This is a genomic window from Streptomyces sp. TRD_SC_5 (genome assembly GCF_056836825.1).
Genome location: NZ_JBWZZS010000001.1, coordinates 3231062 through 3255739, shown reverse-complemented (window position 1 = coordinate 3255739; position 24678 = coordinate 3231062). Strand labels below are relative to the sequence as shown.

Sequence of the window (24678 nt, the reverse complement as noted above, 5' to 3'; positions counted from 1 at the left end):
GTGTACGCGGCTGCGGTGTGCGCGGGGGCGGCGGCTTGGCTGCTGGCCGGGCGGGACCGGGACCTGCGGCGGGCGCGGCTGATGCTTGCGGGCGCGGCGGTGGACCCCGGGGGGCCGGGCGCCCTGTGGGAGCGGGTGTCGGCGCCGGTGCGGGGGCGGCTGCGGCGGGAGTGGCTCTGTGTGCCGGTGGCGGTGCTCGTGGCCGTCCTGGGCGAGTCGGTGCTGCCGTTGCTCGCGGGAGCGGTGGCCGTGCCGCTGGTGGGGCGCCGGCTGCGGGCAGGGGAGCGGCGCCGGGAGCGGGAGCGGCGGGCGGACGCCGTCATCGCGCTGTGCGGGGCGGTGGCGGGTGAGCTGCGCGCGGGGAGGCAGCCGGGGCAGGCGCTGCTCGCCGCCGCTGCGGGCACCGGTGGGCTGGGCGGGGCGGAGGCCGACGTGATGGCGGCGGCGCGGTTCGGCGGGGACGTACCGGATGCGCTGCGGAGGGCGGCGCGGGAGCCGGGGGCGGACGGGCTCGTGGGGATCGCCGCTTGCTGGCGGGTGGCGGTGGACGGGGGTGCCGGTCTCGCGGCCGGGCTCGACCGGCTGGAGGGCGCGCTGCGGGCCGAGCGGGACCAGCGGGAGACCCTCCGGGCCCAGTTGACGGGTGCCTGGGCGACGGTGGCGCTCCTGGCGCTGCTTCCGCTGGCGGGGTTGCTGATCGGCGCCGCGCTGGGGGCCGCTCCGCTGCGGGTGCTGCTGCACACCCCGGCCGGGCTCGGGTGCCTGCTCGTCGGCGGGGCGCTGGAGGGCGCGGGTCTCTTCTGGGCCCGGCGGATCGTACGACGGGGGGAGGGCTCATGAGCGGGGAAGTTGTTCACAGGCTGGGGGTGGTGGTGTCGGTCGCGGCCACCGCGGTGTGGCTGGCGCTCGCGCTGGCCGGACGGCGGCGGGAGCGCTTGCAGCGCAGGCGGCTGGAGGCGCTGCTGGCCAGGGAGGCGGCGAGGGCGGGCTTCGGGCGCCGGTGGCGGTGGCGGCCCGAGTACGGGGTGAAGGTCCTGAGCTGGGGGCCGCCGCTCGTAGCCGCTGCCACCGGCTATGTGCTGGTCGGCGGGTTGATCGGCTGCGCGGTCGGGGCGGTCGCTGCGTACGGGACCGCGAGGTGGCAGCGGAGGCGCAAGCCGCGCGAAGAGGGCCCGGTCGACGCAAGCCAATTGCCGCTCGCCGCCGATCTCCTGGCGGCCTGCATCTCGGCCGGCGCCGGTCCGCGCGAGGCGGCGGAGGCGGTCGGGGATTCGCTCGGCGGCCCGGTGGGTGAGCGGCTGGCACGGACCGCGGCCGAGCTGCGGCTCGGAGGCGAACCGGTGGACGCGTGGGGCCGGTTCGGCGCGATACCGGGCGCCGCGGGGCTGGCCCGCTGCCTGGAACGGGCGGGCGCCTCCGGGGCTCCGGCGGCCGAACCCGTTTCCCGGCTGGCAAAGGGCCTCAGAGCCGAACGGGCGCGGGAGGCCTCGGCGCGGGCCCAGCGGGCGGGAGTGCTGATGGTCGGGCCGGTCGGGCTGTGCTTTCTGCCCGCCTTCCTGGTGGTCGGAGTGGCGCCCGTGGTGATCGGACTGGCGAGCGGACTGATGAACGGCAACTGACCTTGGGGGTCGACATGTGGGTGTGGATGCGGGTACGGACGCACAGGCTGCTGGGCAGGGTCGCCGGCGGCGGGGACGCGGGGATGACGACGTCCGAGTACGCGATGGGCACGATCATGGCCTGCGCCTTCGCGGCGGCGCTCTACAAGGTGGTCACGAGCGACATGGTCTCGTCGGCTCTGGAAGCGGTCGTGGGGAGGGCACTCAATGTGCCGTTCTGAGGCCGGGAGGTGTGCGGACCAGGGCTATGTCACGGCGGAGGCGGCCGTGGTGGTGCCGGCGCTGGTGCTCTTCACGATGGCGCTGGTCTGGGCGCTGATGGCCACCTCCGCGCAAATCCAGTGCGTGGACGCGGCGAGAGCCGGCGCCAGGGCCGCCGCGCGGCAGGAGCCGGAGGCCGCGTCGGTCGCGGCGGCCCGGCAGGCGGCGCCGCGCGGGTCGCGCGTGACGATCGGCAGGCAGGGAGATCTGGTGCGGGTGGCCGTCGAGGCCCCGGCCCCGGGCCTCGGCGCCCTGTCGCTGACGCTACGGGCGGAGGCGGTCGCGCTGGCCGAGGAGAGCGTGGGGGTGGCGGCGTGATGTGGGCGCGGACCTGCGGACGTGCCCTGGCCGGCCACGGGGACGGCGGGGACGACCGGGCGGGTCCCGGCCACAGGGGCGGCGGGGGCGAGCGGGGTGGCCCCGGTTGCCGGGGTGGCCGGCGTGCGAGAGGTGGCCCCGGTCGCAGGCGTGGGTGGGGTGATCAGGGGGTGGCCACGGTGTGGGTCGTCGTGGCTGTGGTTGTGCTCGGCGTGGTGTTTGCGGGGGCGTTGGCGGCGGGGCAGGCGGTGGTCGCGCGGCACCGGGCCGGCGGGGCGGCGGATCTGGCGGCTCTCGCGGCGGCGGGGCACTGGATGCGGGGTGAGGCCACCGCCTGCGGTGAGGCGGCCGAAGTGGCCGAGGCTCAGGGAGTGCGCCTGGTGAGGTGTTCCGTGTACGGCGAGATCTCCGACGTGACGGCGGAAGCCGCTACCGGGCCCTACAGCGTGTCTGTGAGGGCTCGGGCCGGCCCCGCCGGACCTGTGGCCGCCGGGCTCACTCCGAAGGGCGCTCAGGGGCAGCAGGGCGCTCCGCAGTATCCGGAGCATCCAGGGCGGGCGGGGCGTCCGGGGCTTCCTTGAGGAGGACCGTCAGGAGGCGTACGGCGGCTCGTTTGTTGAGGGGGTCGTTGCCGTTGCCGCACTTGGGCGACTGGATGCATGAAGGGCAGCCCGCCTCGCACTCGCAGGAGGCGATGGCCTCGCGGGTGGCGGTCAGCCACTGGCGGGCCGTGTGGAAGGCCCGCTCGGCGAAGCCGGCGCCGCCCGGATGGCCGTCGTACACGAAGACGGTCGGGAGAAGAGTGTCCGGGTGGAGCGGCACCGATACGCCGCCGATGTCCCAGCGGTCGCAGGTGGCGAAGAGCGGGAGCAGCCCGATGGACGCGTGCTCGGCGGCGTGCAGAGCGCCGCCCAGTTGCTCGGGGTTGACGCGGGCGGCGTCGAGCTGGTCCTCGGTGACGGTCCACCACACGGCGCGGGTCCGGAGCGTACGGGGAGGGAGGTCGAGTTTGGTCTCGCCGAGCACTTCGCCGGTGATGAGTTTGCGACGGAGGAAGGAGACGACCTGGTTGGTGACTTCGACGGAGCCGAAGCAGAGGCGGCCCTCGCCCCAGGGGATTTCGGTGTCGGTCTCCAGGACGGAGATGGTGGTGGTGTCGCGGGCGGTGGTGGAGTACGGCGGGTTCGCCTCCTCGACCAGGGCGACGGCGCCGTGCGGGTCGTCCAGGTCCAGCTGCCGCACCAGGTACGTACGGCCCTGGTGGAGGTGGACCGCGCCGTCGTGGACGGAGGCGTGGGCGGCCGACGCGTCGACCGTGCCGAGCAGCCGGCCGGTCTCCGCCTCGACGATCTGCACGGGGCGCCCGCCCTCGCCCCGGATGTCGGTGAGGTCGGCGGCCCGTTCCCGGCGGGTCCAGTACCAGGACTTTCCCCGGCGGCGGAGCAGGTTGGCGGCTTCCAGCTGCGGCATCAGTTCGGCGGCGGCCGGGCCGAAGAGTTCCATGTCGGCGTCGGTGAGGGGGTGCTCGGAGGCGGCTGCGCACAGATGGGGGGCGAGGACGTACGGATTGGCGGGGTCGAGGACGGTCGACTCCACCGGTTGGCGGAACAGGGCGTCGGGGTGGTGGACGAGATACGTGTCGAGGGGGTCGTCGCGGGCTACCAGGATCGCCAGGGCACCTTCGCCCGAACGGCCCGCCCGCCCCGCCTGCTGCCAGAGGGAGGCCCGGGTGCCGGGGTATCCGGCGATGACGACGGCGTCCAGGCCCGACACGTCGACACCGAGTTCGAGTGCGGTGGTCGCGGCGAGGCCGAGCAGCTCGCCGGAGTGAAGGGCGCGTTCCAGGGCGCGGCGTTCCTCCGGGAGGTAGCCGCCCCGGTAGGCCGCGACACGCTTCGGAAGGGAGCGGTCCACGTTGGCCAGGCGTTCCTGGGCGATGAGGGCGATCAGCTCCGCGCCGCGCCGGGAGCGTACGAAAGCGACCGAGCGGACGCCCTGCACGGTCAGGTCGGTGAGGAGGTCCGCGGTCTCCGCGGTGGCGGTTCGGCGTACGGGCGCACCCTTCTCGCCCTGCAGTTCGGTGAGCGGCGGCTCCCAGAGGGCGAACACCAGTTCACCGCGCGGGGAGGCGTCGTCGGCGACCTCTCGGACGGGAAGGCCGGTCAGGCGGCCCGCGGACACGGCGGGTTCCGCGGAAGTGGCGGAGGCGAGCAGGAAGACGGGGTTCGCGCCGTAGCGGGCGCACAGGCGGCGAAGACGGCGGACCACCTGGGCGACGTGCGAGCCGAAGACACCGCGGTAGGTGTGGCACTCGTCGATGACGACGTAGCGCAGGGCGCGCAGGAAGGAGGCCCAGCGGGGGTGGGAGGGGAGTATCCCCAGGTGCAGCATGTCCGGATTGGTGAGGACGTAGTTGGCGTACTGACGTACCCATTCGCGTTCTTCGACCGGCGTGTCGCCGTCGTAGACCGCCGGCCTGACGGCGTTGCCCAGCGGAGCGGCGAGGGCCTTCACCGCGCGGCGCTGGTCGGCCGCGAGGGCCTTGGTGGGTGCGAGGTAGAGGGCTGTCGCGCCGCGCCCGTTCGGTGCCTCGGAGCCGTCGAGGAGGGTGGTGAGGACGGGGGCCAGATAGGCGAGCGACTTCCCGGAAGCGGTACCGGTGGCGATGACGACGGACTCGCCGTCCAGGGCGTACTCCGCCGCCTGCGCCTGGTGGGTCCACGGATGCGTGATTCCGGCGGCCTGAATCGCCGCGATCACTTCCGCACGGATGCGGTCGGGCCAGACTGCATGGGAACCCGCACGTGGGGGCAAGTGCTCCGTATGAGTGATGCGCGAGGACCGGCTCCCGCCTGCGGTGAGCCGGTCGAGGACCGTACTGGGAGAGGGGCGCGCGCCCGCGTTCTCCGTAGGTCTGCTGGGACGGTGATTCTTGGCCATCGGCACCGAGTGTGTCACTGGCGTGACGGACAATGGTTCCAAGGCATCGTGCATGCCTGCAGGTAAGTGATTGAATGCCATCGCGGCTGGCGTTCCGTCCTCTGGCTCCGCCGGGGAGACCTCAGGGGGGCGGCCGCTCGATAGCAAGGTGCTGGAGGATCCGTGGACCTGTCCCTGTCGACTCGCAACGTGTCTGGACCTGGTGGCGACCGTACGGTCGTCGAGGTCGGTGGCGAGATTGATGTGTATACCGCGCCCAAGCTGCGCGAGCAGTTGGTCGAGTTGGTGAACGACGGCAGCTACCACCTGGTTGTCGACATGGAGGGCGTGGACTTCCTCGACTCCACCGGACTCGGCGTGCTCGTGGGTGGACTCAAGCGTGTCCGGGCCCATGAGGGCTCGCTGCGCCTGGTCTGCAACCAGGAGCGCATTCTCAAGATCTTCCGAATCACCGGGCTGACCAAGGTGTTCCCCATTCACACCTCGGTCGACGAAGCCGTCAACGCCACCGACTGACGGCTTCCGGGAGACCGGAAGAAGGAACAGGGGCACCGGGCCGCAGGCCTGGGCCCCTGAGAAGCACGCCCGTACGTCCGAGGGGGACCGCAGATGGCCACCGTTGAACTCCGCTTCAGCGCCCAGCCCGAGCACGTCAGGACGGCCCGCCTCGTGGCGGCCGCCGTGGCACGCCGGGCCGGGGTGGACGAGGCGGTGCTGGACGAAGTCCGACTGGCGGTCGGCGAAGCGTGCACCCGTGCGGTGGGACTCCACCGCAGCAACGGCATCTCGGCTCCGGTCCGGGTCGCACTGACCGAGGAGGAGAAGTCTTTCTCCATCGAGGTCGGGGACGAGGTGCCCGGTTCGGGTGGCGGTGCGGCCGGATCGGTTCCCGGGGTGCGCAGCACCACGGGGCCCGGAGCCGGGCCCGAGTCCGTGGGTTCCGGCGCCGACTCCGACGCCGACTCCGACGGTGAGGACGAGATGGGGCTGGCGGTCATCAGTGGTCTCGTCGACGATGTCGAAGTCGTCAACGGGGCGTTTGGCGGCACCATCCGCATGAGCTGGCCGACGACACCGACGACCGCTGCCCCCTGATCCTTTACCGGTCCTCGCGGACCGGATATTCACGTGAGGCCCTGCTGAGCAGGGCCTTTCGTTTTTTCCGGCTCCTTTCTGGATCTTGCCGGGAGATCATTCCGGAATCGTGAATGCGTTTGCCCCATTACCCCTTTCGGGGAGATTGCGGGAAGTCGATCATTTCCTGAGTGGCAACCGAAGGTCAATTCGGTTTGCGGCGCTCTATTTTGATCAGGTTCCGCTCCCTACAATCCGTCCACATCTTGAGCGCTGAGCGTCAAGGAGGACGAATGGCGGGGCTCTTCACATCGGATCAGCTGGACCACCCCTCTACTCTCGCGGCCGCGGTACTCACCGACGAGAACCGGATCATCGTGATCGTCATCGCCGTAGTGGCACTGGCGGCCCTGGTCGTCGCCCAGTTGCTGGTACGTCAGGTACTGGCAGCCGGCGAAGGCACCGAAAAGATGAAAGAGATCGCGGCGGCCGTGCAGGAAGGCGCGAATGCCTATCTCGCCCGGCAGTTGCGCACACTCGGCGTTTTCGCCGTTGTGGTGTTTTTCCTGCTCTTGCTGCTACCGGCCGACGACTGGTCGCAGCGAGCCGGACGTTCCGTGTTTTTCCTGGTCGGCGCGCTTTTCTCGGCGGCGACCGGTTACATCGGGATGCGTCTGGCCGTACGCAGCAATGTGCGCGTGGCGGCCGCCGCGCGTGAAGCCACTCCGGCGGAAGGCGAGCCGGCAAAGGATCTTACGGTTGTCTCGCACAAGGCAATGAAGATCGCTTTTCGCACCGGCGGTGTGGTCGGCATGTTCACGGTGGGCCTCGGCCTGCTCGGTGCCTCCTGCGTCGTCCTCGTGTACGCGGCCGACGCGCCCAAGGTGCTGGAGGGCTTCGGCCTCGGCGCCGCGCTCATCGCGATGTTCATGCGAGTCGGCGGCGGCATCTTCACCAAGGCCGCCGACGTGGGCGCCGACCTGGTCGGCAAGGTCGAACAGGGCATCCCGGAGGACGACCCACGCAACGCCGCGACCATCGCCGACAACGTGGGCGACAACGTCGGCGACTGCGCGGGCATGGCCGCCGACCTGTTCGAGTCGTACGCCGTGACGCTCGTCGCGGCGCTCATCCTCGGGAAGGCCGCCTTCGGCGACGCCGGCCTGGCCTTTCCGCTGATCGTTCCGGCGATCGGCGTGGTCACCGCGATGATCGGCATCTTCGCGGTCGCCCCGCGGCGCGCCGACCGCAGCGGAATGACGGCCATCAACCGCGGTTTCTTCATCTCCGCGGCCATCTCCCTCGTCCTGGTGGCGGTGGCGGTCTTCGCCTACCTGCCGTCCTCGTACGCCGACCTGGACGGCGTAACCGACTCCGTCGTCAAGGGACACGACGGCGACCCGCGCGTGCTGGCGCTCGTCGCCGTCGCCATCGGCATCGTCCTGGCCGCCCTGATCCAGCAACTGACGGGATACTTCACCGAGACGAACCGACGCCCGGTCAGGGACATCGGCAAGTCCTCGCTGACGGGCCCCGCCACTGTCGTCCTCGCCGGCATCGCCATCGGCCTGGAGTCCGCCGTCTACACCGCGCTGCTCATCGGCCTCGGCGTGTACGGCGCGTTCCTGCTCGGCGGTACGTCGGTCATGCTCGCCCTCTTCGCGGTCGCCCTGGCCGGCACGGGCCTGCTCACCACCGTCGGCGTCATCGTCGCCATGGACACCTTCGGCCCCGTCTCCGACAACGCCCAGGGCATCGCCGAGATGTCCGGCGACGTCACGGGCGCCGGCGCGCAGGTCCTCACCGACCTGGACGCCGTCGGCAACACCACCAAGGCCATCACCAAGGGCATCGCCATCGCCACCGCGGTCCTCGCGGCGGCGGCGCTCTTCGGCTCGTACAAGGACGCCATCGCGACCGCGCGCGACGACGTCGGGGCGAAAATCGGCGAGCTGGGCCTCCAGATGGACATCTCGCAGCCCAACAACCTGGTCGGCCTGATGCTCGGCGCCGCGGTCGTCTTCCTCTTCTCGGGGCTGGCGATCAACGCGGTGTCCAGGTCGGCGGGCGCGGTGGTCTTCGAGGTGCGGCGGCAGTTCCGCGAGCATCCCGGGATCATGGACTACACGGAGAAGCCGGAGTACGGCCGTGTGGTCGACATCTGCACCAAGGACGCCCTGCGCGAGCTGACCACACCCGGTCTGCTCGCTGTGCTGACGCCGATCGCGGTCGGCTTCTCGCTCGGGGTGGGCGCGCTCGGCTCGTTCCTCGCGGGCGCCATCGGCACCGGCACGCTGATGGCCGTCTTCCTCGCCAACTCCGGCGGCGCGTGGGACAACGCCAAAAAACTCGTCGAGGACGGCCATCACGGCGGCAAGGGCAGCGAGGCCCACGCCGCGACCGTCATCGGCGACACGGTCGGCGACCCGTTCAAGGACACCGCGGGTCCCGCGATCAACCCGCTGCTGAAGGTGATGAACCTGGTGGCGCTGCTCATCGCTCCCGCGGTGGTGCAGTTCAGTTACGGCGACGACGCCAACCCCTGGGCGCGGGCGGTGGTGGCGACGCTCGCCATCGCCGTCATCGTCGGCGCGGTGTACGTCTCCAAGCGGCGCGGAATCGCAGTGGGTGACGAAGACAACTCAGGAGGCGTCTCCGGGCGCGTGCCCAAGCCGGCGGATCCGGCGGTGCCGTCCAAGGTCGTCTAGTCGTACTACTCGTAACGCCTGATCAAGAGGCGGGCGGACGACGCGCACTGACGCGGCGTCCGCCCGCCGTCACCGTTTCCGCGGCTGTTTCGTGAGGTGTCTCTCCCTTGGTGCAAACGGCTGCAATAGCCTATGAACCGGACGTATGGCATGCGGATGTCCCCCACTTGGCGTGTATGTTCCGGGGCCGAGAGCCTTGGAAGGGACCAATCCGGTGAACAAGAAGTTTGCGGCCGCGCTGTCCGGCGGCGCGGTACTGGTAATGGCGCTGTCCGGCTGCAGCAGCGACGACAGTGACAACAAGGTCAACGACTGGGCAAAGACGGTCTGCGACCAGGTGCAGCCCCAGTTGAAGAAGATCTCGGACGCCAACGCCTCCATCCAGCAGCAGACCGCGGACAACAGCAAGCCCGTCGACGTCCAGCGGACGGACTCCCGGGCCTTCCAGCAGATCTCGGACGCCTACAAGGCGATGGGCACCGCCGTGGACAAGGCGGGCGCCCCGCCGGTCGAGGGCGGCGAGACGACTCAGAAGGAAGCCGTCAAGGAGCTCAACGACTCCTCGGTCGCGTACGCCGGTCTGAAGAAGCAGGTCGACGGGCTCGACACCAAGGACCAGGCGAAGTTCGCGGACGGCCTCAAGGGCGTCGCGGACGAACTGAGCAAGATCAGCAAGAGCGGCGACCGGGCGCTCCAGAAGCTTCAGTCCGGCGAGGTCGGCACGGCGATGGCCAAGCAGCCCGGCTGCCAGAAGCCGGGGGCGAGCACCGCCGCCTCACCCGACGCGAAGGCGTAGTCGCGGCGCGGACAGTCCGGTTGCGGCGCGAAGGGCCCGGTTGCCGCGCGAAGGGCCGCCCTTTCGCGGCTCGTACGGCCCGCTCGTACGGCCCGCTCGTACGGCCCGCCCGTACGGCCCGGTTCCCGAAGAGGGGCCGGGCCGCGCGCCTTTTGTCAGTGCGAGCGGTGACAATGGCCGGGTGAGTACGACCAGCCTTCCCGCGCCCGAAAGCTCCGCCCGCCTGCGCGACGCGCTCCTCGCCGCCGACTTCACCGCCGACGGGCTGCTGGAGCTGCTCGGCGCGCCCGCGTACGCCGCGCTCGCCCGCAGCGAGACCGTGCCGGCGCTGCGGGCCACCCGCGGCGGCAGCCCGCTCGAAACGCTCGTACGCCTCTTCCTGCTCCAGGAGGCCGTCCCGGCCGGCCGCGCCGGGGCCGCCCTGCCCCTGGAGCAGTGCCTGGCCGACGGCTGGCTGGCGCCCGAGCGGGCGGACGGGGGCGAGGGCGCGGATGCCGGCGTACGGGCGACTGTGGACGTACGGCCGTACGGCGGCGAGGAGGGCCAGGACTGGTTCATCGTCTCCGACCTCGGCCGCGCGGTGGGCGGCGCCGGTGGCGCGGGCACCCGCGACGAGGGGGTCGTCCTCGGAGTCGGCGGCGCGTCCACCACGCTCGCCGGAATCACTGTCCGTACGCCTGTCTCCAGCGCTCTCGACCTCGGCACCGGATCCGGCATTCAGGCGCTGCACGCCGCGCAGCACGCCGTGCACGTCACCGCCACCGACCTGAACCCGCGCGCCCTGCACTTCACGAGGCTGACGCTCGGGCTCTCCGGGGCACCCGAGGCGGATCTGCGGGAGGGGTCGCTCTACGACCCGGTGGGCGAGGACACGTACGACCTGATCGTGTCCAACCCGCCCTTCGTCATCTCGCCCGGTGCGCGGCTGACCTACCGCGACGGCGGGATGGGCGGGGACGATCTGTGCCGCACGCTCGTCCAGGGAGCGGGGGCCCGGCTGAACGACGGGGGGTACGCGCAGTTCCTCGCCAACTGGCAGCACATGGAGGGGGAGGAGTGGCAGGAGCGGCTGCGCTCCTGGGTGCCGCGCGGATGCGACGCGTGGATCGTGCAGCGCGAGGTGCAGGACGTCACGCAGTACGCCGAACTCTGGCTGCGCGACAGCGGTGACCACCGCACCGACCCCGCGGAGTACGCCGCGCGCTACGACGCCTGGCTGGACGAGTTCGAGGCCCGCAAGACCAAGGGCGTCGGCTTCGGCTGGATCGCGCTGCGCAAGTCCGGCGCCGCCGATCCCTCGATCACCATCGAGGAGTGGCCGCACCCCGTCGAACAGCCTCTCGGTCCGGTCGTACGGGCCCATTTCGAGCGCCAGGACTACCTGCGGGCGCACGACGACGCGGCGCTGCTCGCCGGTCACTTCAAGCTGGCCGACGAGGTCGTGCAGGAGCAGATCGGGCTGCCGGGCGCGGAGGACCCGGAGTACGTGGTGCTCCGCCAGAACCGCGGGATGCGGCGCGCGACGAAGGTCGACACGGTCGGCGCGGGCTTCGCCGGGGTGTCCGACGGGTCGCTCAGCGCCGGCCGGATTCTCGACGCCATCGCGCAACTGCTGGGTGAGGACCCGGTGCTGCTGCGGGACCGGACCCCCGAGGCGATCCGCCTGCTGGTCGAGCAGGCGTTCCTGGAGCCGCTGGACTGAGCCCGTCCCTCCTCGGCCCCTTGGCTGTGCCCGCCTGCCGCCCACACGCAGTTCACCCGCAGTTCGTGGCCAGGTCGCCGGGCCGTGTCCCAGGGATGCCAGCCTCACCGTCCGGGGAGCCAGGTCGGCCGACGGTGAGTGTGAGGGGTACGTTGATGGAGAGCGGGCCGGCGGTCTTCGCGGGAGCGGCGTTCACACTGTTCGGGGCCGGGGTGCTGTGGTGGACGGGGGCGCGCGCCCTGCACCGTGCGCCGGTGGCGTACGGAACGAGCCCCGCGATCTCCTTCGCGCTGGCCACCGCCTTCGGATCGGCCTTCGTCGTTCTCGGAGTGTGGTGTTTCGGCCGGATCTGATCGGAAGAGATCCACACGGCATCTGCACGAGGTCTTCAAAGGGGTCCCGCAGAGGCGGTCGGGCGGTCCGGGCGGCAGGAATGCCGGGAGTCGGGTTACCGTTCGAGTGGCCGTTGCGGGCTTTTGCCGTTTGACACGGGGACGGGTTGTACCGTCACACTCCGCAGCGTCACGTACGGACCACTGAGTGTCGACCGGAGAGAAGAGCCAAGTTGTCCCCGACCAGCGAGACCGCACACGGCGGCCGCCGACTCGTCATCGTCGAGTCGCCCGCCAAGGCGAAGACGATCAAGGGCTACCTCGGCCCTGGTTATGTCGTCGAGGCGAGCGTCGGGCACATCCGCGACCTCCCGAACGGCGCCGCCGAGGTGCCCGACAAGTACACGGGTGAGGTGCGCCGCCTCGGCGTCGACGTACAGAACGACTTCCAGCCCATCTATGTCGTCAATGCCGACAAGAAGTCGCAGGTCAGGAAGCTGAAGGAACTCCTCGCCGAGTCCGACGAACTCTTCCTCGCCACCGATGAGGACCGCGAGGGCGAAGCCATCGCGTGGCACCTGCTCGAAGTCCTGAAGCCCAAGGTCCCGGTCCACCGGATGGTCTTCCACGAGATCACCAAGGACGCGATCCGTGAGGCGGTGTCCAATCCGCGCGAGCTGAACAAGCCCATGGTCGACGCCCAGGAGACGCGCCGCATCCTCGACCGCCTTTACGGCTACGAGGTCTCGCCGGTCCTGTGGAAGAAGGTCATGCCCCGGCTGTCGGCCGGCCGTGTCCAGTCCGTCGCCACGCGTCTGGTCGTCGTACGGGAACGCGAGCGCATCGCTTTTCGTTCTGCTGAGTACTGGGACCTGACCGGCACGTTCTCCACGGGACGCACCGGTGACGCCTCCGACCCGTCCTCTCTGGTCGCCCGCCTGACGACGGTCGACGGCCGGCGTATCGCCCAGGGACGCGATTTCAGCTCCGTGGGACAACTGAAGAGTGACGTCCTTCACCTCGACGAGGCGAACGCCCGCGCCCTGGCCGCCGCCCTCGCCGACTCGACGTTCGCCGTCCGCTCGGTCGAGTCGAAGCCGTACCGCCGCTCGCCGTACGCCCCCTTCCGTACGACGACGCTGCAGCAGGAGGCCTCGCGCAAGCTGGGCTTCGGCGCCAAGTCCACGATGCAGGTCGCGCAGAAGCTGTACGAGAACGGCTTCATCACCTACATGCGTACGGACTCCACGACGCTCTCCGACACCGCGGTCCGGGCGGCCCGCGCCCAGGTGACGCAGCTGTACGGAGCCGAGTACCTGCCGGACAAGCCGCGCACGTACGCCGGGAAGGTCAAGAACGCGCAGGAGGCGCACGAGGCGATCCGCCCCTCCGGCGACCGCTTCCGCACCCCTGCCGAGACGGCCCTGAGCGGCGACCAGTTCCGGCTCTACGAGCTGATCTGGAAGCGCACCGTCGCCTCGCAGATGAAGGACGCCGTCGGAAACAGCGTGACGGTGAAGATCGGCGGCCGGGCGAGCGACGGCCGGGACGCCGAGTTCTCCGCCTCCGGCAAGACGATCACCTTCCACGGCTTCATGAAGGCGTACGTCGAAGGCGCCGACGACCCGAACGCCGAGCTCGACGACCGCGAGCGCAGGCTCCCGCAGGTCGCCCAGGGTGACGCGCTCTCGTCCGAGGAGATCTCGGTCGACGGGCACGCCACCAAGCCGCCGGCCCGCTACACCGAGGCCTCGCTGGTCAAGGAGCTCGAAGAGCGCGAGATCGGCCGCCCGTCGACGTACGCCTCGATCATCGGCACGATCCTCGACCGCGGGTACGTCTTCAAGAAGGGCACGGCGCTCGTGCCGTCCTTCCTGAGCTTCGCCGTGGTCAACCTGCTGGAGAAGCACTTCGGCCGGCTCGTCGACTACGACTTCACGGCGAGGATGGAGGACGACCTCGACCGCATCGCCCGGGGCGAGGCGCAGGCCGTGCCCTGGCTGCGGCGCTTCTACTTCGGTGAGGGTGGTGAAGGTGATGCCGCCGGTGCCGCGGCTGTCGCTCCGGGAGGCGCGGCTGACGCCGGGAACGGCGACGGCGACCACCTCGGCGGTCTCAAGGAGCTCGTCACCGACCTCGGTGCGATCGACGCCCGCGAGATCTCCTCGTTCCCCGTCGGCGAAGGCATCGTGCTGCGCGTCGGCCGCTACGGCCCGTACGTGGAGCGCGGTGAGAAGGACGCGGAAGGCCATCAGCGCGCCGACGTGCAGGACGATCTGCCGCCCGACGAGCTGACCGTCGAGTACGCCGAGGAGCTGCTGGCCAAGCCGAGCGGCGACTTCGAGCTGGGCGCCGAGCCGGAGACGGGCCGCCAGATCGTGGCGAAGGACGGCCGGTACGGCCCGTACGTCACGGAGATCCTTCCCGAGGGCACTCCGAAGACCGGCAAGAACGCGGTCAAGCCGCGTACGGCGTCGCTCTTCAAGTCGATGTCGCTGGACACGGTGACGCTGGCGGACGCGCTCAAGCTGATGTCGCTGCCGCGCGTCGTCGGTACGGACGCCGAGGGCGTCGAGATCACCGCGCAGAACGGCCGGTACGGCCCGTACCTCAAGAAGGGCACGGACTCGCGCTCCCTGGAGACCGAGGACCAGCTCTTCTCGATCACGCTCGAAGAGGCGCTGGCGATCTACGCCCAGCCCAAGCAGCGGGGCCGCGCCGCCGCCAAGCCGCCGCTGAAGGAACTGGGCACGGACCCGGTCAGCGAGCGTCCGGTGGTCGTGAAGGACGGGCGCTTCGGCCCGTACGTCACGGACGGCGAGACGAACGCGACGCTGCGGACGGACGACAGCGTGGAGGACATCACCCCGGAGCGGGGTTATGAGCTCCTCGCGGAGAAGCGCGCCAAGGGCCCGGCGAAGAAGAAGACAGTCAAGAAGGCCCCGGCGAAGAAGGCTCCGGCGAAGAAGACCGCCGCCAAGAAGACGACCACGGCGAAGACCGCCGCGGCCAAGAAGACGGCGGCCAAGAAGACGACGACGGCGAAGACCGCCGCCAAGAAGGCCCCGGCCAAGAAGGCGTCGGCCTCCAGTGCGCCGTCGGAAGAGTAAGTAGTCACAGCGGAGTCACAGCGGAAGTTCCCCTACAGGGTTTACAGCCCCTGGTGCCCTTGTGGCGCCGGGGGCTGTTCCCTTGTGAGGGGTCGGAGCGAGGCCGCGAGCAGACGTTTGTTCGGGCGGGGCCTCCGGGGACCGGTGGGGTCCGGATAGGCTGGGCGGATGACGCGAGCCGAGCAGCCAACGGTCGTGAGCCCCACCTCCGACGCACTAGCCGCAGACTCACGCGAGCGAGCCGTACGAGCCCTGCTGCGCCTTCCTCCGCTCAGGCGGTTGTGGAGCGCACAGCTCGTCGGCAATACCGGCGACGCCCTCGCCCTTCTCGTGCTGCTGTTGCTGTCACTTCAGGCGGCGATTTCTGAAGGGGCGTTCGGCGGTGGTTATCGCGGTGCGGCCTTCGCGGTCGCCACGGTGTTCGGGGCTCGGATCCTTGCCACCTTCATCTTCGGAGCCCTGCTCCTGGGCCCGGTCTCCACGCTGACCGCGCCATCGGGGCCCCTCGACCGCCGCTGGACGATGATCGGTGCGGACGGGCTGCGGCTCGGCCTCCTCGTCGTCGCACCGCTGTGGATCGACTGGACCCCGGACAAGGCCCAGGCAGTACTCCTGATCACGGTCTTCGTCGCCGGTGTGGCCGAGCGCTTCTGGACGGTCGCCAAGGAGGGCGCCGCCCCCGCGCTGCTGCCCGCGCCGCCGCCGGAGGGCGCGACGATACGGCCGCTGCCGGACCATTTGGACGCGCTGCGCCGGCTGTCGCTGCGTACGAGCTTCGTCGCCCTGCCCGCGGCTGCCGCCGTGCTGCTGGCGGCGACGCTGGTGGGCAACCTGCTCGGCTCCGGCATCGCCTGGTTCTCGCAGCACCAGGCGGCCCTCGGGTCGTACGTCGCCGCAGGCCTGTTCGCCGCGTCCGTATCCACGCTGTACTTCCTGGAGCTTCCCGGCGCGCAGACACCCCGCGCGCGCTCCCCCCTTGAGGGCCTGCGCCGGCCCAAGACCGGCGCGGGTGTCGACAAGGGACGCACGGGCGCGCTCCGGCTCATCGTCGTGGCCTGCGCCGCGGTCGCCGGAGCGATCGCCGCCGCTGCGGCCGTCGCCGTACTGCACGCGAAGGACCTCGGCGGTGGCCCCGTCACCTTCGCCCTGCTCTTCCTCGCCCTGACCGGCGGCACGGTAATCGGCATCCGCAGCGCACAGAAGGTGCTGCCCACGCTGTCGCGGCGCCGCCTGCTGTCGCTCGCGATCGCCGTCACCGGGGTCGCGCTGCTCACCATGGGGCTGGTGCCCGACACGGCGACCGTCATCATGATCACGTTGTTGGCCGGTTTCTCCGCAGGAGTCGCCGCCAACACCGGGCACACCCTGCTCGACCAGGAGACCGAGGACTACCGGCGCGCGCGTACGACGGAGCACCTCCAGGCCGTCGTACGGGTCTGCATGGCCCTCGGTGCGGTCGTGGCCCCGGTGCTCGCCGCGGCGATCGGCCCGCACCGCCTGGCCAACGGCAGCTTCGTCTTCGCCCACGGCGGCGCGGCGTTCACGCTGATGCTGGTCGGCGCGCTGCTGCTGCCGGTGGCCGCGCTCGTACTCGCCAAGGCGGACGACCGGCAGGGTGTTTCGCTGCGCCGCGACCTGCGCGAGGCGCTGCGGGGCGGCGAGCCCGACCAGGCGCCCGCCGCGACCGGGTTCTTCATCGCGATGGAGGGCGGCGACGGGGCGGGCAAGTCCACCCAGGTCGAGGCGCTCGCCGAGTGGATCCGCAACAAGGGCCACGAGGTCGTCGTCACGCGCGAGCCGGGCGCCACGCCGATCGGCAAGCGGCTGCGTTCGATCCTGCTGGACGTGTCGAGCGCGGGTCTGTCGAACCGCGCTGAGGCGCTGCTGTACGCCGCCGACCGCGCGGAGCACGTCGATTCCGTCGTACGTCCGGCGCTGGAGCGCGGCGCTGTCGTCATCACGGACCGGTACGTCGACTCGTCCGTGGCCTACCAGGGCGCGGGCCGCGATCTGTCGCCGACCGAGATCGCCCGTATCTCGCGCTGGGCGACGGACGGGCTCGTACCGCATCTGACGGTTCTGCTCGACGTCTCGCCGGAGACGGCGCGCGAGCGGTTCACGGAGGCGCCGGACCGGCTGGAGTCGGAGCCGCCGGAGTTCCACGCGCGCGTGCGGCACGGTTTCCTGACGCTGGCCGCCGCCGATCCCGGGCGATACCTGGTGGTGGACGCCGGCCAGGACCCGGAATCGGTCACCACGGTCGTACGCCACCGTCTGGACCGGATGCTGCCCCTCTCCGACGCCGAGGTGAAGGCGCAGGAGGACGCGCGCAAGGCAGCTGAGGAAGAGGCGCGTCGGCTGGCCGAGGAGGAGGCCGCGCGCAAGGTGGAGGAGGAGCGTCTGGAGCGTGAGCGGCAGGAACAGCTCGCGAAGCTCCGCGCCGAGGAGGAGGAGCGCAAGCGCCGCGAGATCGAAGAGGCGCGGCAGCGCGAGGCCGAACGGCAGGCGGAGGAGGCCCGTCGACGGGCCGAGGAGGCGCGCCGGCTCGCCGAGGAGGAGCGGCAGCGCCGGGAGGCCGAGGAGAAGGCGCGGGCCGCCGAGCAGGAGCGGCTGCGCAGGCAGGCCGCGGAGGAGGCCAGGCTGCGGGCGGAGGCGGAGGAACGCCGCCGCGAGAAGCAGCGCAGGGCGGAGGAAGCGCTGCTGCGGGCGGAGGAGGCGCGCCGGCTCGCGGAGTCGGCGGCGGCGGCTTCCGCGGCGGCGGTGGCGGCGGATGAGGTCTCGCCCCCGTCTCCTTCGGCTTCCGCTTCGAGTTCCGCTTCCGATGCTGAGCTGACCGTGCCTACGCCGGTTGTGCGTCCGGACGAGGTGACGCAGACGGTGGAGAGGCCGCGCGTCGACATGGACAAGGAGGAGCCGCCGCCGGCTTCTCCGGCCCGCGCCGCGGATGAGACGGCGGTGTTGCGGCCGGTGCGGGATGCGGGGCCGGGGCCGGCGGATGAGACGGCGGTGTTGCCACCGGTGCGGGATGTGGCGCCGGCGGATGAGACGGCCGTGTTGCCGCCCGTACGGGACGAGCCTTCGGACCGAGTGCCGCCGGGCTTCTTCCGGGACGAACGGGCCGGGGCCGGCGACGAGGGTGACGGCGGCAATGACCGTACGCGCGAGCTGCCATGGCTGGATCCGGAAGCCGCGCATCCGACCGCGGGTCAGAACGCGCGTGCGTCGCGCCGGCGATCCGACTGGGCGGAGGAGACGCCGCTCGACGATCTGCCGTCGCTCGCGGACGAGCTGCTGGGCGGCCGTGACGAGGACGAGGACGACGGCGATCGTCGGGGACGGGGCGGGCGCCGCTAGGCGTGCGGGGGCCGGGCGCCCGGTGTGGCCCGGCGCGGCCGAGGCCTGGCGGCCCGGTGCCGGCGCGAGCCGGTCGGTCCGCGCGGCCCGACCCGGTACTCGAACGCCGGACGGGCTGAGTTTTTCCGGTCCGGGCTGACAGCCTCGGGCCCCGGCCGGAAGGCTCGGGCGCGGCGGCCAGGCATGAGGCCCCGGCCCGGGTTCCTTCCCGGTGGCCCGGGGCCGGCTTTCCGGCCAGGACTGGCCCTTCCGGGCGGGGCCGGTACCTCGGGGACCTTCCGCCAGGCGGAGCCTTCGTGATCAGGCTCCCTTCCCGGGCGACTGAAACGTCCGGCCTGCTTTCCGGTACCGGTCCTTCCTGCCGGGGACAACCGAGTCCGTCCGGCGATTGAGGACTTCGGGAAGGGGTGGGGTGGGGAGGAAAACCAACGCCCGCCACCCGGCAGAGCCCCGCACTGGCCCCGCACTGAGCACCTCACCCGGCGGTCGGTCGGGACTTGTGGCCATGGATGTCAGTGGGGTCGACCACAATAGGGACGGTCGGGGTTCAGGAACGCAAGAACGCAAGCAACGCAAGCGCACGGCGAAGGCGGTAGCACCATGGCCGTATGGGACGACCTGGTCGGGCAGGGGCGGGTTCAGGCGCAGCTGGCCGCCGCCGCCCGGGACGCCGACGCGCTCGTGACCGCCGTCGCCGACCGGTCCGGGGCCACCCTCGCCCCCGCCGCGTCCAAGATGACGCACGCCTGGCTCTTCACCGGGCCGCCCGGCTCCGGGCGGTCCACCGCAGCCCGCGCGTTCGCCGCCGCCCTGCAGTGCACCAGCCCTGACCGGGCCCTGGGCGGCGCCCCGGGCTGCGGGTTCTGCGACGGGTGCCATACGTCCCTGGTCGGCACGCACGCCGACGTCGAGATCGTGCGCACCGACCAGCTCTCCATCGGCGTGAAGGACACCCGCGAACTCGTCCGGCGCGCCCAGTTGTCCCCGGCGGGCGGCCGCTGGCAGGTCATCGCACTAGAGGACGCCGACCGGCTCACCGAAGGCGCCGGGAACGTATTGCTGAAGGCCATCGAAGAGCCCGCTCCCCGTACGGTCTGGCTCCTGTGCGCACCGTCCTTGGAGGATGTCCTTCCGACCATTCGGTCCCGCTGCCGGCACCTCACCCTCAGCACGCCTTCCGTCGAGGCCGTCGCCGATGTGCTCGTACGGCGTGACGGAATCGATCCGGACACCGCCGCGACCGCCGCTCGTGCCACGCAGGGGCACATCGGCCGGGCCCGGCGGCTCGCCACCGACGAGCGTGCACGCGCTCGACGCGCCGTCGTCCTCAAGCTTCCACTGCGCGTCGCCGACATCGGCGGTTGCCTGAAGGCGGCCCAGGAGCTGGTCGACGCGGCCGGTGAGGACGCCAAGCAGGTCGCCGAGGAGATCGACGTCAAGGAGACGGACGACCTCAAGGCGGCGCTCGGCGCGGCGTCCGGCGGCCGCATGCCGCGCGGCACGGCGGGCGCGATGAAGGAGCTGGCCGACCGCCAGAAGCGACGCTCGACCCGTACGCAGCGGGACAGTCTCGACCTGGCGCTGACCGACCTGACCGGCTTCTACCGCGACGTACTGGCTCTGCAGCTGGGTTCGCGGGTCGCCCTCGCCAACGAGGACGTGCGGGACTCCCTCGACCGCATCGCGCAGAGTTCGACCCCGGAGCGCACCCTGCGCCGGATAGAGGCGATCATCGCCTGCCGTCAGGCACTGGACCGCAACGTCGCGCCGCTGCTCGCGGTGGAGGCCATGACGGTGGCACTGCGCGCCGGCTGACCCGACGGCCGGCTCGGCCTCGCGGCCGAGCCTGCAGCACTGGCGACGTGCCGCCATGCCGCCCACCGAGCGTGCCGCCATGCCGCTCACCGAGCCCACCGCGCCACTGAGCCCGCCCGCTCAACCGCCTCGCATCGCGGTTGACCGGATCACTCGTACGAGCCTCTCTCCGCACAATCCGTCACCGCCGCACTACGCTCCGAGGATGGACACCAGGCATCTGATCCGGATCTCTGCCACCGCCCTCGCGACAGCCGGGCTGCTCATCTCCGGCTGCTCGTCGGGGGGTTCGTCGCCGAGTGCCTCGGCGTCCGCGCCGCAGCAAGGGGTTCCGGCCGCCCTCGCGACGTACTACGCGCAGAAGCTGAGCTGGCGCGACTGCGGTGCCCCCGGCTTCCAGTGCGCCACGATGAAGGCCCCGCTCGACTACAAGAAGCCGGAGAGGGCCGACATCAAGGTGGCCGTTTCCCGGAAGAAGGCCACCGGCCCCGGCAAGCGCCTCGGCTCGCTGCTGGTAAATCCGGGCGGGCCCGGCGGCTCCGCGATCGGCTACCTCCAGGCGTACGCCGCGATCGGATACCCCGCGCCGGTCCGCGCGCGGTACGACATGGTGGCCGTCGACCCGCGCGGCGTGGCCCGCAGCGAGCCCGTCCAGTGCCTGACGGGCAAGGAGATGGACGCGTACACACAGGTGGACCAGACCCCGGACGACCAGGCAGAGACCGGAGGCCTGGTCACATCCTTCAAGGACTTCGCGGCCGGCTGCGAGAAGCGCTCGGCCACGATCCTGCCGCACGTCTCCACCGTCGAGGCGGCCCGCGACATGGACATCCTGCGCGCGGTCCTGGGTGACGAGAAGCTGAGCTACGTCGGGGCGTCGTACGGCACCTTCCTGGGTGCGACGTACGCCGAACTCTTCCCCGCCCGCGCAGGCCGTCTCGTACTCGACGGCGCGATGGACCCGTCCCTCCCCGCTCGCGACATGAGCCGCGACCAGACGGCCGGCTTCGAGACCGCCTTCCAGTCGTTCGCCGCGGACTGCGTCAAGCGCAAGGACTGCCCGCTGGGCACCGGCACGCCGAACGAGGCGGGCAAGCGCATGAAGGGCTTCTTCGACAAGCTCGACGCCAAGCCCGTACCCACCGGCAAGAGCCGTCCGCTCGGCGAGTCCCTCGCGACCATGGGCGTGATCGCCGCGATGTACGACGAGTCCGCCTGGACGGAGCTGCGCAGCGGCCTCACCCGCGCGATGGGCGGCGACGGCGCGGCCCTGCTGTCGCTGGCCGACACGTACTACGAGCGCTCCGAGGACGGCAGCTACGAGAACCTCATGTACGCCAACGCCGCCGTGAACTGCCTGGATCTCCCCCCGGCCTTCACCGGCCCCGACGAGGTCCGCAGCGAGCTGCCCACCTTCGAGAAGGCGTCCCCGGTCTTCGGCGAGGGCCTCGCCTGGGCCTCCTTGAGCTGCGGCTACTGGCCGACGAAGGCCACCGGCACCCCGCACCGCATCGAGGCGAAGGGCGCGGCGCCGATCGTCGTGGTCGGCACCACCCGCGACCCGGCGACGCCGTACAAGTGGGCCAGGTCGCTGGCCGGGCAGCTGGCCTCCGGCACCCTTCTGACGTACGACGGCGACGGCCACACGGCGTACGGCCGCGGGAGCGACTGCATCGACACGGCGATCAACACCTACCTGCTGGAGGGCACACCTCCGAAGACCGGTAAGAAGTGCTCCTGACCTGCGCGGATGCCCACCGCAAAGGGCTGTGCGGAGCACCCTGCGAAACTGTGTAGACTTGGGCCCGCTGCTGATCGCACCATGGTGTCGGCAGCGGCGCCGCCTTAGCTCAGTTGGCCAGAGCAACGCACTCGTAATGCGTAGGTCTCGGGTTCGAATCCCGAAGGCGGCTCTGTAGAAGCCTCAGGACTCACTCGCCGTGACCTGGGGCTTTTGCTTTTCTGTTTCCGCGGTTGCGATCAGTTCGCGCAGCCGCTCCCGCTCCAGCTGCCTTTGGCTGAGAGCTTCGGCGTACGCCGACATGCCGCGCTTGCCGGTGCGCTCGCGCTCCCCCCGCAACGCGTGACGGGCTCGGCTTGTCTTCGGGGTCGATTCGGCCGGTTGGGTTCGCCGGGTGGTGGGTACTCGCGCGGGCGCTGTCACAGGTGCTGGTGCGTGCGGGCACGTGGGTTCGGGGCGCAGTTTCCCCTTCTGCTGTCCGGGTCATAGCTGTGACGTTGCCCCCACACGGTTGGAGATCAGATGAGCGAGAAGAATCCGGTGAAAGCGGCAGCCGAGAAGGCCGCCCAGGCGCTGCGCGGCGACGGTGGTCCGCCGGACGGCATCCCCGGCAGGCCCGGTGCCGAGTCGGCGTCGGTCGACGAGCCGACCGACCCCCGCGCTCCGCTGCCGCCCAAGCCCGACCAGAGCGGCCCCGAGACGGTCAGCCCCACGGGCAGGCGCACCGGCGCCGCGCAGGCCGACATGGCCCAGGGGGGTGAGTACCTGACCACCGCTCAGGGCGCTCGCCTGTACGACACCGATCACTCCCTGAAGGCCGGCGCCCGCGGGCCGGTCCTGCTTCAGGACCATCATCTGCGCGAGAAGATCACCCATTTCGATCATGAGCGCATTCCGGAGCGGGTCGTGCATGCGCGGGGCGCCGCTGCGCACGGCGTCTTCCAGGGCTACGGGACCGCCGCGCAGGTCACCAAGGCGGCCTTCCTGGGGAAGGGCGTCGAGACGCCGGTGTTCACGCGGTTCTCGACCGTCCTCGGCTCGCGCGGTTCTTCGGACACCGTGCGGGACACGCGTGGCTTCGCGACGAAGTTCTATACGGACGAGGGGACGTTCGACCTCGTCGGCAACAACATTCCGGTCTTCTTCATCCAGGACGCCATCAAGTTCCCCGACATCATCCACGCCGGCAAGCCGCATCCGGACCGGGAGATTCCGCAGGCGCAGAGCGCGCACGACACGTTCTGGGACTTCGTCACCCTCCACACCGAGGCGACCCACCACACCCTGTGGAACATGTCCGACCGGGGCATCCCGCGCTCCTTCCGGATGATGGAGGGCTTCGGCATCCACACCTTCCGGCTGGTCAACGCCGAGGGCGCCACGACGCTGGTGAAGTTCCACTGGAAGCCCAAGCTCGGCGTGCACTCGCTGGTGTGGGAAGAAGCGCAGCTGATCAATGGGATGGATCCCGACTTCCACCGCCGGGACCTCGCCGACGCGATCGAGGCCGGTGCCCATCCGCAGTGGGAGCTGGGCATCCAGACCTTTCCCGACAACGCGGAGCAGATGTTCGAGGGCATCGACCTGCTCGACCCGACGAACATCGTCCCGGAGGAGCTCGCGCCCGTACAGCCGATCGGGCTGCTGACGCTCAACGCCAACCCGTCGAACTTCTTCGCCGAGACCGAGCAGGTCGCCTTCCATCCCGGGCATCTCGTGCCCGGCATCGACATCACCGACGACCCGCTGCTCAGCGGCCGGCTCTTCTCGTATCTGGATACGCAGATCAGTCGCCTCGGCGGGCCGAACTTCGCCCAGATCCCGGTCAATCGGACCCACGCGCCGGTCAACGACATGCTGCGCGACGGCATGCACCAGACGGCCGTGCACACCGGCGCCGCTCCCTACCGGCCCAACTCCCTCGACGGCGGTTGCCCGTTCCAGGCGGGCGCGGCCACCGGGGCGTACATCGAGGTGCCGCTGGAGGTGCCGGCCGGGAAGAAGGTGCGCGAGGCGCCTGCCACCTTCGCGGACCACTTCAGCCAGCCCCGGCTGTTCTGGCTCAGCATGACGCCCGTCGAGCGCGAGCACATCATCGCGGCGTACACCTTCGAGCTCGGGAAGTGTTACGAGCAGGCCATCAAGGAGCGGGGGCTGAAGGTGCTCGCCAACATCGACCCGGAACTGTGCGCGCAGGTCGCCATCGGCCTCGGGCTGCCGGCGCCGGCGGCCACCGTGTCACTGACCTCCCCCGACCCGAGCCCGGCCCTGTCCCAGCTGGGGCAGAGCTGGCCGTCGGACGGGCGCGTCATCGGGATCGTCGTCGATGCCGACGGTGACCTCGACGGGGTGCGGTCGGTACGGGAAGCCGTCCTGGAGGCCGGGATGGTCCCGCTCGTGATCGCCCCGACGGGCGGCAAGCTCGAAGGCGGCGGCGGCGGCGAGCCGGTCGCCGTCCAGCGCAGCTATGTCACCGCGCGTTCTGTCGAGTACGACGCCATTCTGGTGGTGGGCGTGCCCGGGATCGGCAGCGACGCGTACGCCGCGCGGGACGCCAAGGCCGCCGAGGCGGTGGCGCCGGCCGGCGCGGCGACCGATCCGAGGGTGCAGCTGATGCTGTTGGAGGCGTTCCGGCACGGCAAGGCCATCGGTGGCTGGGCCGGCGCCGAACGTGTCCTGGAGTCGGCGGGGATTCCCGTCGGAACGCCGGGTGTGGTGACCGGCGACAGCGGCACGGACACGCTGGAGCAGCTCAAGCAACTCCTGGGGCAGCACCGCGTGTGGGAGCGGTTTCCCATCGCCGTCTGAGCCGGGCGCCGGCCGAAGCCGACGGTCCGTTGTATGTCGCTGACATCGCGTCCTCCGCATGACGCGGTGTCAGCGAGCGAGAGGCAGTACGAAAGGATGC

Annotated in this window: 18 protein-coding genes and 1 tRNA gene; 17 read left to right on the top strand and 2 right to left on the bottom strand. The window is 71.2% G+C overall.

The window, feature by feature from the left end:
• The 5 genes from AC1P0E_RS15070 to AC1P0E_RS15050 are packed head-to-tail and all read left to right on the top strand — an operon-like array spanning position 1 to position 2779.
• Positions 1 to 840, top strand: coding sequence for a type II secretion system F family protein (locus tag AC1P0E_RS15070; protein ID WP_482745763.1), 840 nt, complete (start codon positions 1 to 3; stop codon positions 838 to 840).
• The gene (locus AC1P0E_RS15065; RefSeq protein ID WP_482742671.1) at positions 837 to 1619 is read left to right on the top strand and encodes a type II secretion system F family protein; all 783 of its coding nucleotides are present in this window, start codon (positions 837 to 839) and stop codon (positions 1617 to 1619) included. The genes AC1P0E_RS15070 and AC1P0E_RS15065 overlap by 4 nt, the downstream gene beginning before the upstream one ends.
• 14 nt (positions 1620 to 1633) lie before the next feature.
• On the top strand, positions 1634 to 1840 hold the full coding sequence (locus AC1P0E_RS15060; RefSeq protein ID WP_482745762.1) for a DUF4244 domain-containing protein: 207 nt from the start codon (positions 1634 to 1636) through the stop codon (positions 1838 to 1840).
• Positions 1827 to 2198, top strand: coding sequence for a TadE family type IV pilus minor pilin (locus AC1P0E_RS15055; protein ID WP_482742670.1), 372 nt, complete (start codon positions 1827 to 1829; stop codon positions 2196 to 2198). The genes AC1P0E_RS15060 and AC1P0E_RS15055 overlap by 14 nt, the downstream gene beginning before the upstream one ends.
• On the top strand, positions 2198 to 2779 hold the full coding sequence (locus AC1P0E_RS15050) for an Rv3654c family TadE-like protein (RefSeq protein WP_482745761.1): 582 nt from the start codon (positions 2198 to 2200) through the stop codon (positions 2777 to 2779). The genes AC1P0E_RS15055 and AC1P0E_RS15050 overlap by 1 nt, the downstream gene beginning before the upstream one ends.
• On the opposite strand, the gene AC1P0E_RS15045 is transcribed toward AC1P0E_RS15050, so the two are convergent.
• Positions 2694 to 5219: a DEAD/DEAH box helicase gene (locus tag AC1P0E_RS15045; RefSeq protein ID WP_482742669.1), complete on the bottom strand. Its 2526-nt coding sequence runs from the start codon at positions 5217 to 5219 to the stop codon at positions 2694 to 2696. The two genes, AC1P0E_RS15050 and AC1P0E_RS15045, sit on opposite strands and share 86 nt — an antisense overlap.
• Before the next feature lie 81 nt (positions 5220 to 5300).
• Here AC1P0E_RS15045 and AC1P0E_RS15040 point away from each other — a divergent pair, with 81 nt between their 5' ends.
• From AC1P0E_RS15040 to AC1P0E_RS14990, 11 genes are all read left to right on the top strand, one after another.
• Entirely contained in the window at positions 5301 to 5654 is a 354-nt protein-coding gene (locus AC1P0E_RS15040; protein WP_028810414.1) for an STAS domain-containing protein, read from the top strand.
• A gap of 93 nt (positions 5655 to 5747) precedes the next feature.
• The gene (locus tag AC1P0E_RS15035) at positions 5748 to 6233 is read left to right on the top strand and encodes an ATP-binding protein (RefSeq protein ID WP_482742668.1); all 486 of its coding nucleotides are present in this window, start codon (positions 5748 to 5750) and stop codon (positions 6231 to 6233) included.
• 272 nt (positions 6234 to 6505) lie between these two features.
• Entirely contained in the window at positions 6506 to 8920 is a 2415-nt protein-coding gene (locus AC1P0E_RS15030) for a sodium-translocating pyrophosphatase (RefSeq protein WP_482742667.1), read from the top strand.
• A 214-nt stretch (positions 8921 to 9134) separates the two neighbouring features.
• On the top strand, positions 9135 to 9716 hold the full coding sequence (locus tag AC1P0E_RS15025) for a small secreted protein (protein WP_482742666.1): 582 nt from the start codon (positions 9135 to 9137) through the stop codon (positions 9714 to 9716).
• A 181-nt stretch (positions 9717 to 9897) separates the two neighbouring features.
• Positions 9898 to 11418 (top strand): DUF7059 domain-containing protein, encoded by a 1521-nt coding sequence (locus tag AC1P0E_RS15020; RefSeq protein WP_482742665.1) that lies wholly within the window; start codon positions 9898 to 9900, stop codon positions 11416 to 11418.
• A 155-nt stretch (positions 11419 to 11573) separates the two neighbouring features.
• A complete protein-coding gene (locus tag AC1P0E_RS15015) occupies positions 11574 to 11771 on the top strand; it encodes a hypothetical protein (protein ID WP_482742664.1) in 198 nt (65 codons plus the stop codon).
• A gap of 212 nt (positions 11772 to 11983) precedes the next feature.
• Entirely contained in the window at positions 11984 to 14860 is a 2877-nt protein-coding gene (topA, locus tag AC1P0E_RS15010) for a type I DNA topoisomerase (protein ID WP_482742663.1), read from the top strand.
• Between the two features lie 168 nt (positions 14861 to 15028).
• Positions 15029 to 18214, top strand: a complete 3186-nt coding sequence (gene tmk, locus AC1P0E_RS15005) for a dTMP kinase (protein ID WP_482742662.1) — start codon at positions 15029 to 15031, stop codon at positions 18212 to 18214.
• Positions 18215 to 18814: 600 nt separating this feature from the next.
• Positions 18815 to 20029, top strand: a complete 1215-nt coding sequence (locus tag AC1P0E_RS15000) for a DNA polymerase III subunit delta' (RefSeq protein WP_482742661.1) — start codon at positions 18815 to 18817, stop codon at positions 20027 to 20029.
• A gap of 205 nt (positions 20030 to 20234) precedes the next feature.
• Entirely contained in the window at positions 20235 to 21770 is a 1536-nt protein-coding gene (locus AC1P0E_RS14995; protein ID WP_482742660.1) for an alpha/beta hydrolase, read from the top strand.
• 98 nt (positions 21771 to 21868) lie between these two features.
• Positions 21869 to 21942: transfer RNA gene (locus AC1P0E_RS14990), tRNA-Thr, on the top strand.
• An 11-nt stretch (positions 21943 to 21953) separates the two neighbouring features.
• On the opposite strand, the gene AC1P0E_RS14985 is transcribed toward AC1P0E_RS14990, so the two are convergent.
• On the bottom strand, positions 21954 to 22109 hold the full coding sequence (locus AC1P0E_RS14985) for a hypothetical protein (RefSeq protein ID WP_482742659.1): 156 nt from the start codon (positions 22107 to 22109) through the stop codon (positions 21954 to 21956).
• Between the two features lie 183 nt (positions 22110 to 22292).
• Here AC1P0E_RS14985 and AC1P0E_RS14980 point away from each other — a divergent pair, with 183 nt between their 5' ends.
• Positions 22293 to 24578 carry a catalase gene (locus tag AC1P0E_RS14980; protein ID WP_482742658.1) on the top strand — a complete coding sequence of 762 codons (2286 nt, stop codon included), beginning with the start codon at positions 22293 to 22295 and terminating at the stop codon, positions 24576 to 24578.
• The last annotated feature ends 100 nt before the right edge of the window (positions 24579 to 24678 follow it).

Excerpts from the sequence above, each read along its gene's own strand:
- AC1P0E_RS15065 (WP_482742671.1), top strand. The coding sequence starts at position 837 with ATGAGCGGGGAAGTTGTTCACAGGCTGGGGGTGGTGGTGTCGGTCGCG.
- AC1P0E_RS15060 (WP_482745762.1), top strand. The coding sequence starts at position 1,634 with ATGTGGGTGTGGATGCGGGTACGGACGCACAGGCTGCTGGGCAGGGTC.
- AC1P0E_RS15055 (WP_482742670.1), top strand. The coding sequence starts at position 1,827 with ATGTGCCGTTCTGAGGCCGGGAGGTGTGCGGACCAGGGCTATGTCACG.
- AC1P0E_RS15050 (WP_482745761.1), top strand. The coding sequence starts at position 2,198 with ATGTGGGCGCGGACCTGCGGACGTGCCCTGGCCGGCCACGGGGACGGC.
- AC1P0E_RS15045 (WP_482742669.1), bottom strand. The coding sequence starts at position 5,219 with ATGGCATTCAATCACTTACCTGCAGGCATGCACGATGCCTTGGAACCA.
- AC1P0E_RS15035 (WP_482742668.1), top strand. The coding sequence starts at position 5,748 with ATGGCCACCGTTGAACTCCGCTTCAGCGCCCAGCCCGAGCACGTCAGG.
- AC1P0E_RS15030 (WP_482742667.1), top strand. The coding sequence starts at position 6,506 with ATGGCGGGGCTCTTCACATCGGATCAGCTGGACCACCCCTCTACTCTC.
- AC1P0E_RS15015 (WP_482742664.1), top strand. The coding sequence starts at position 11,574 with ATGGAGAGCGGGCCGGCGGTCTTCGCGGGAGCGGCGTTCACACTGTTC.
- tmk (WP_482742662.1), top strand. The coding sequence starts at position 15,029 with ATGACGCGAGCCGAGCAGCCAACGGTCGTGAGCCCCACCTCCGACGCA.
- AC1P0E_RS15000 (WP_482742661.1), top strand. The coding sequence starts at position 18,815 with ATGGCCGTATGGGACGACCTGGTCGGGCAGGGGCGGGTTCAGGCGCAG.
- AC1P0E_RS14995 (WP_482742660.1), top strand. The coding sequence starts at position 20,235 with ATGGACACCAGGCATCTGATCCGGATCTCTGCCACCGCCCTCGCGACA.
- AC1P0E_RS14980 (WP_482742658.1), top strand. The coding sequence starts at position 22,293 with ATGAGCGAGAAGAATCCGGTGAAAGCGGCAGCCGAGAAGGCCGCCCAG.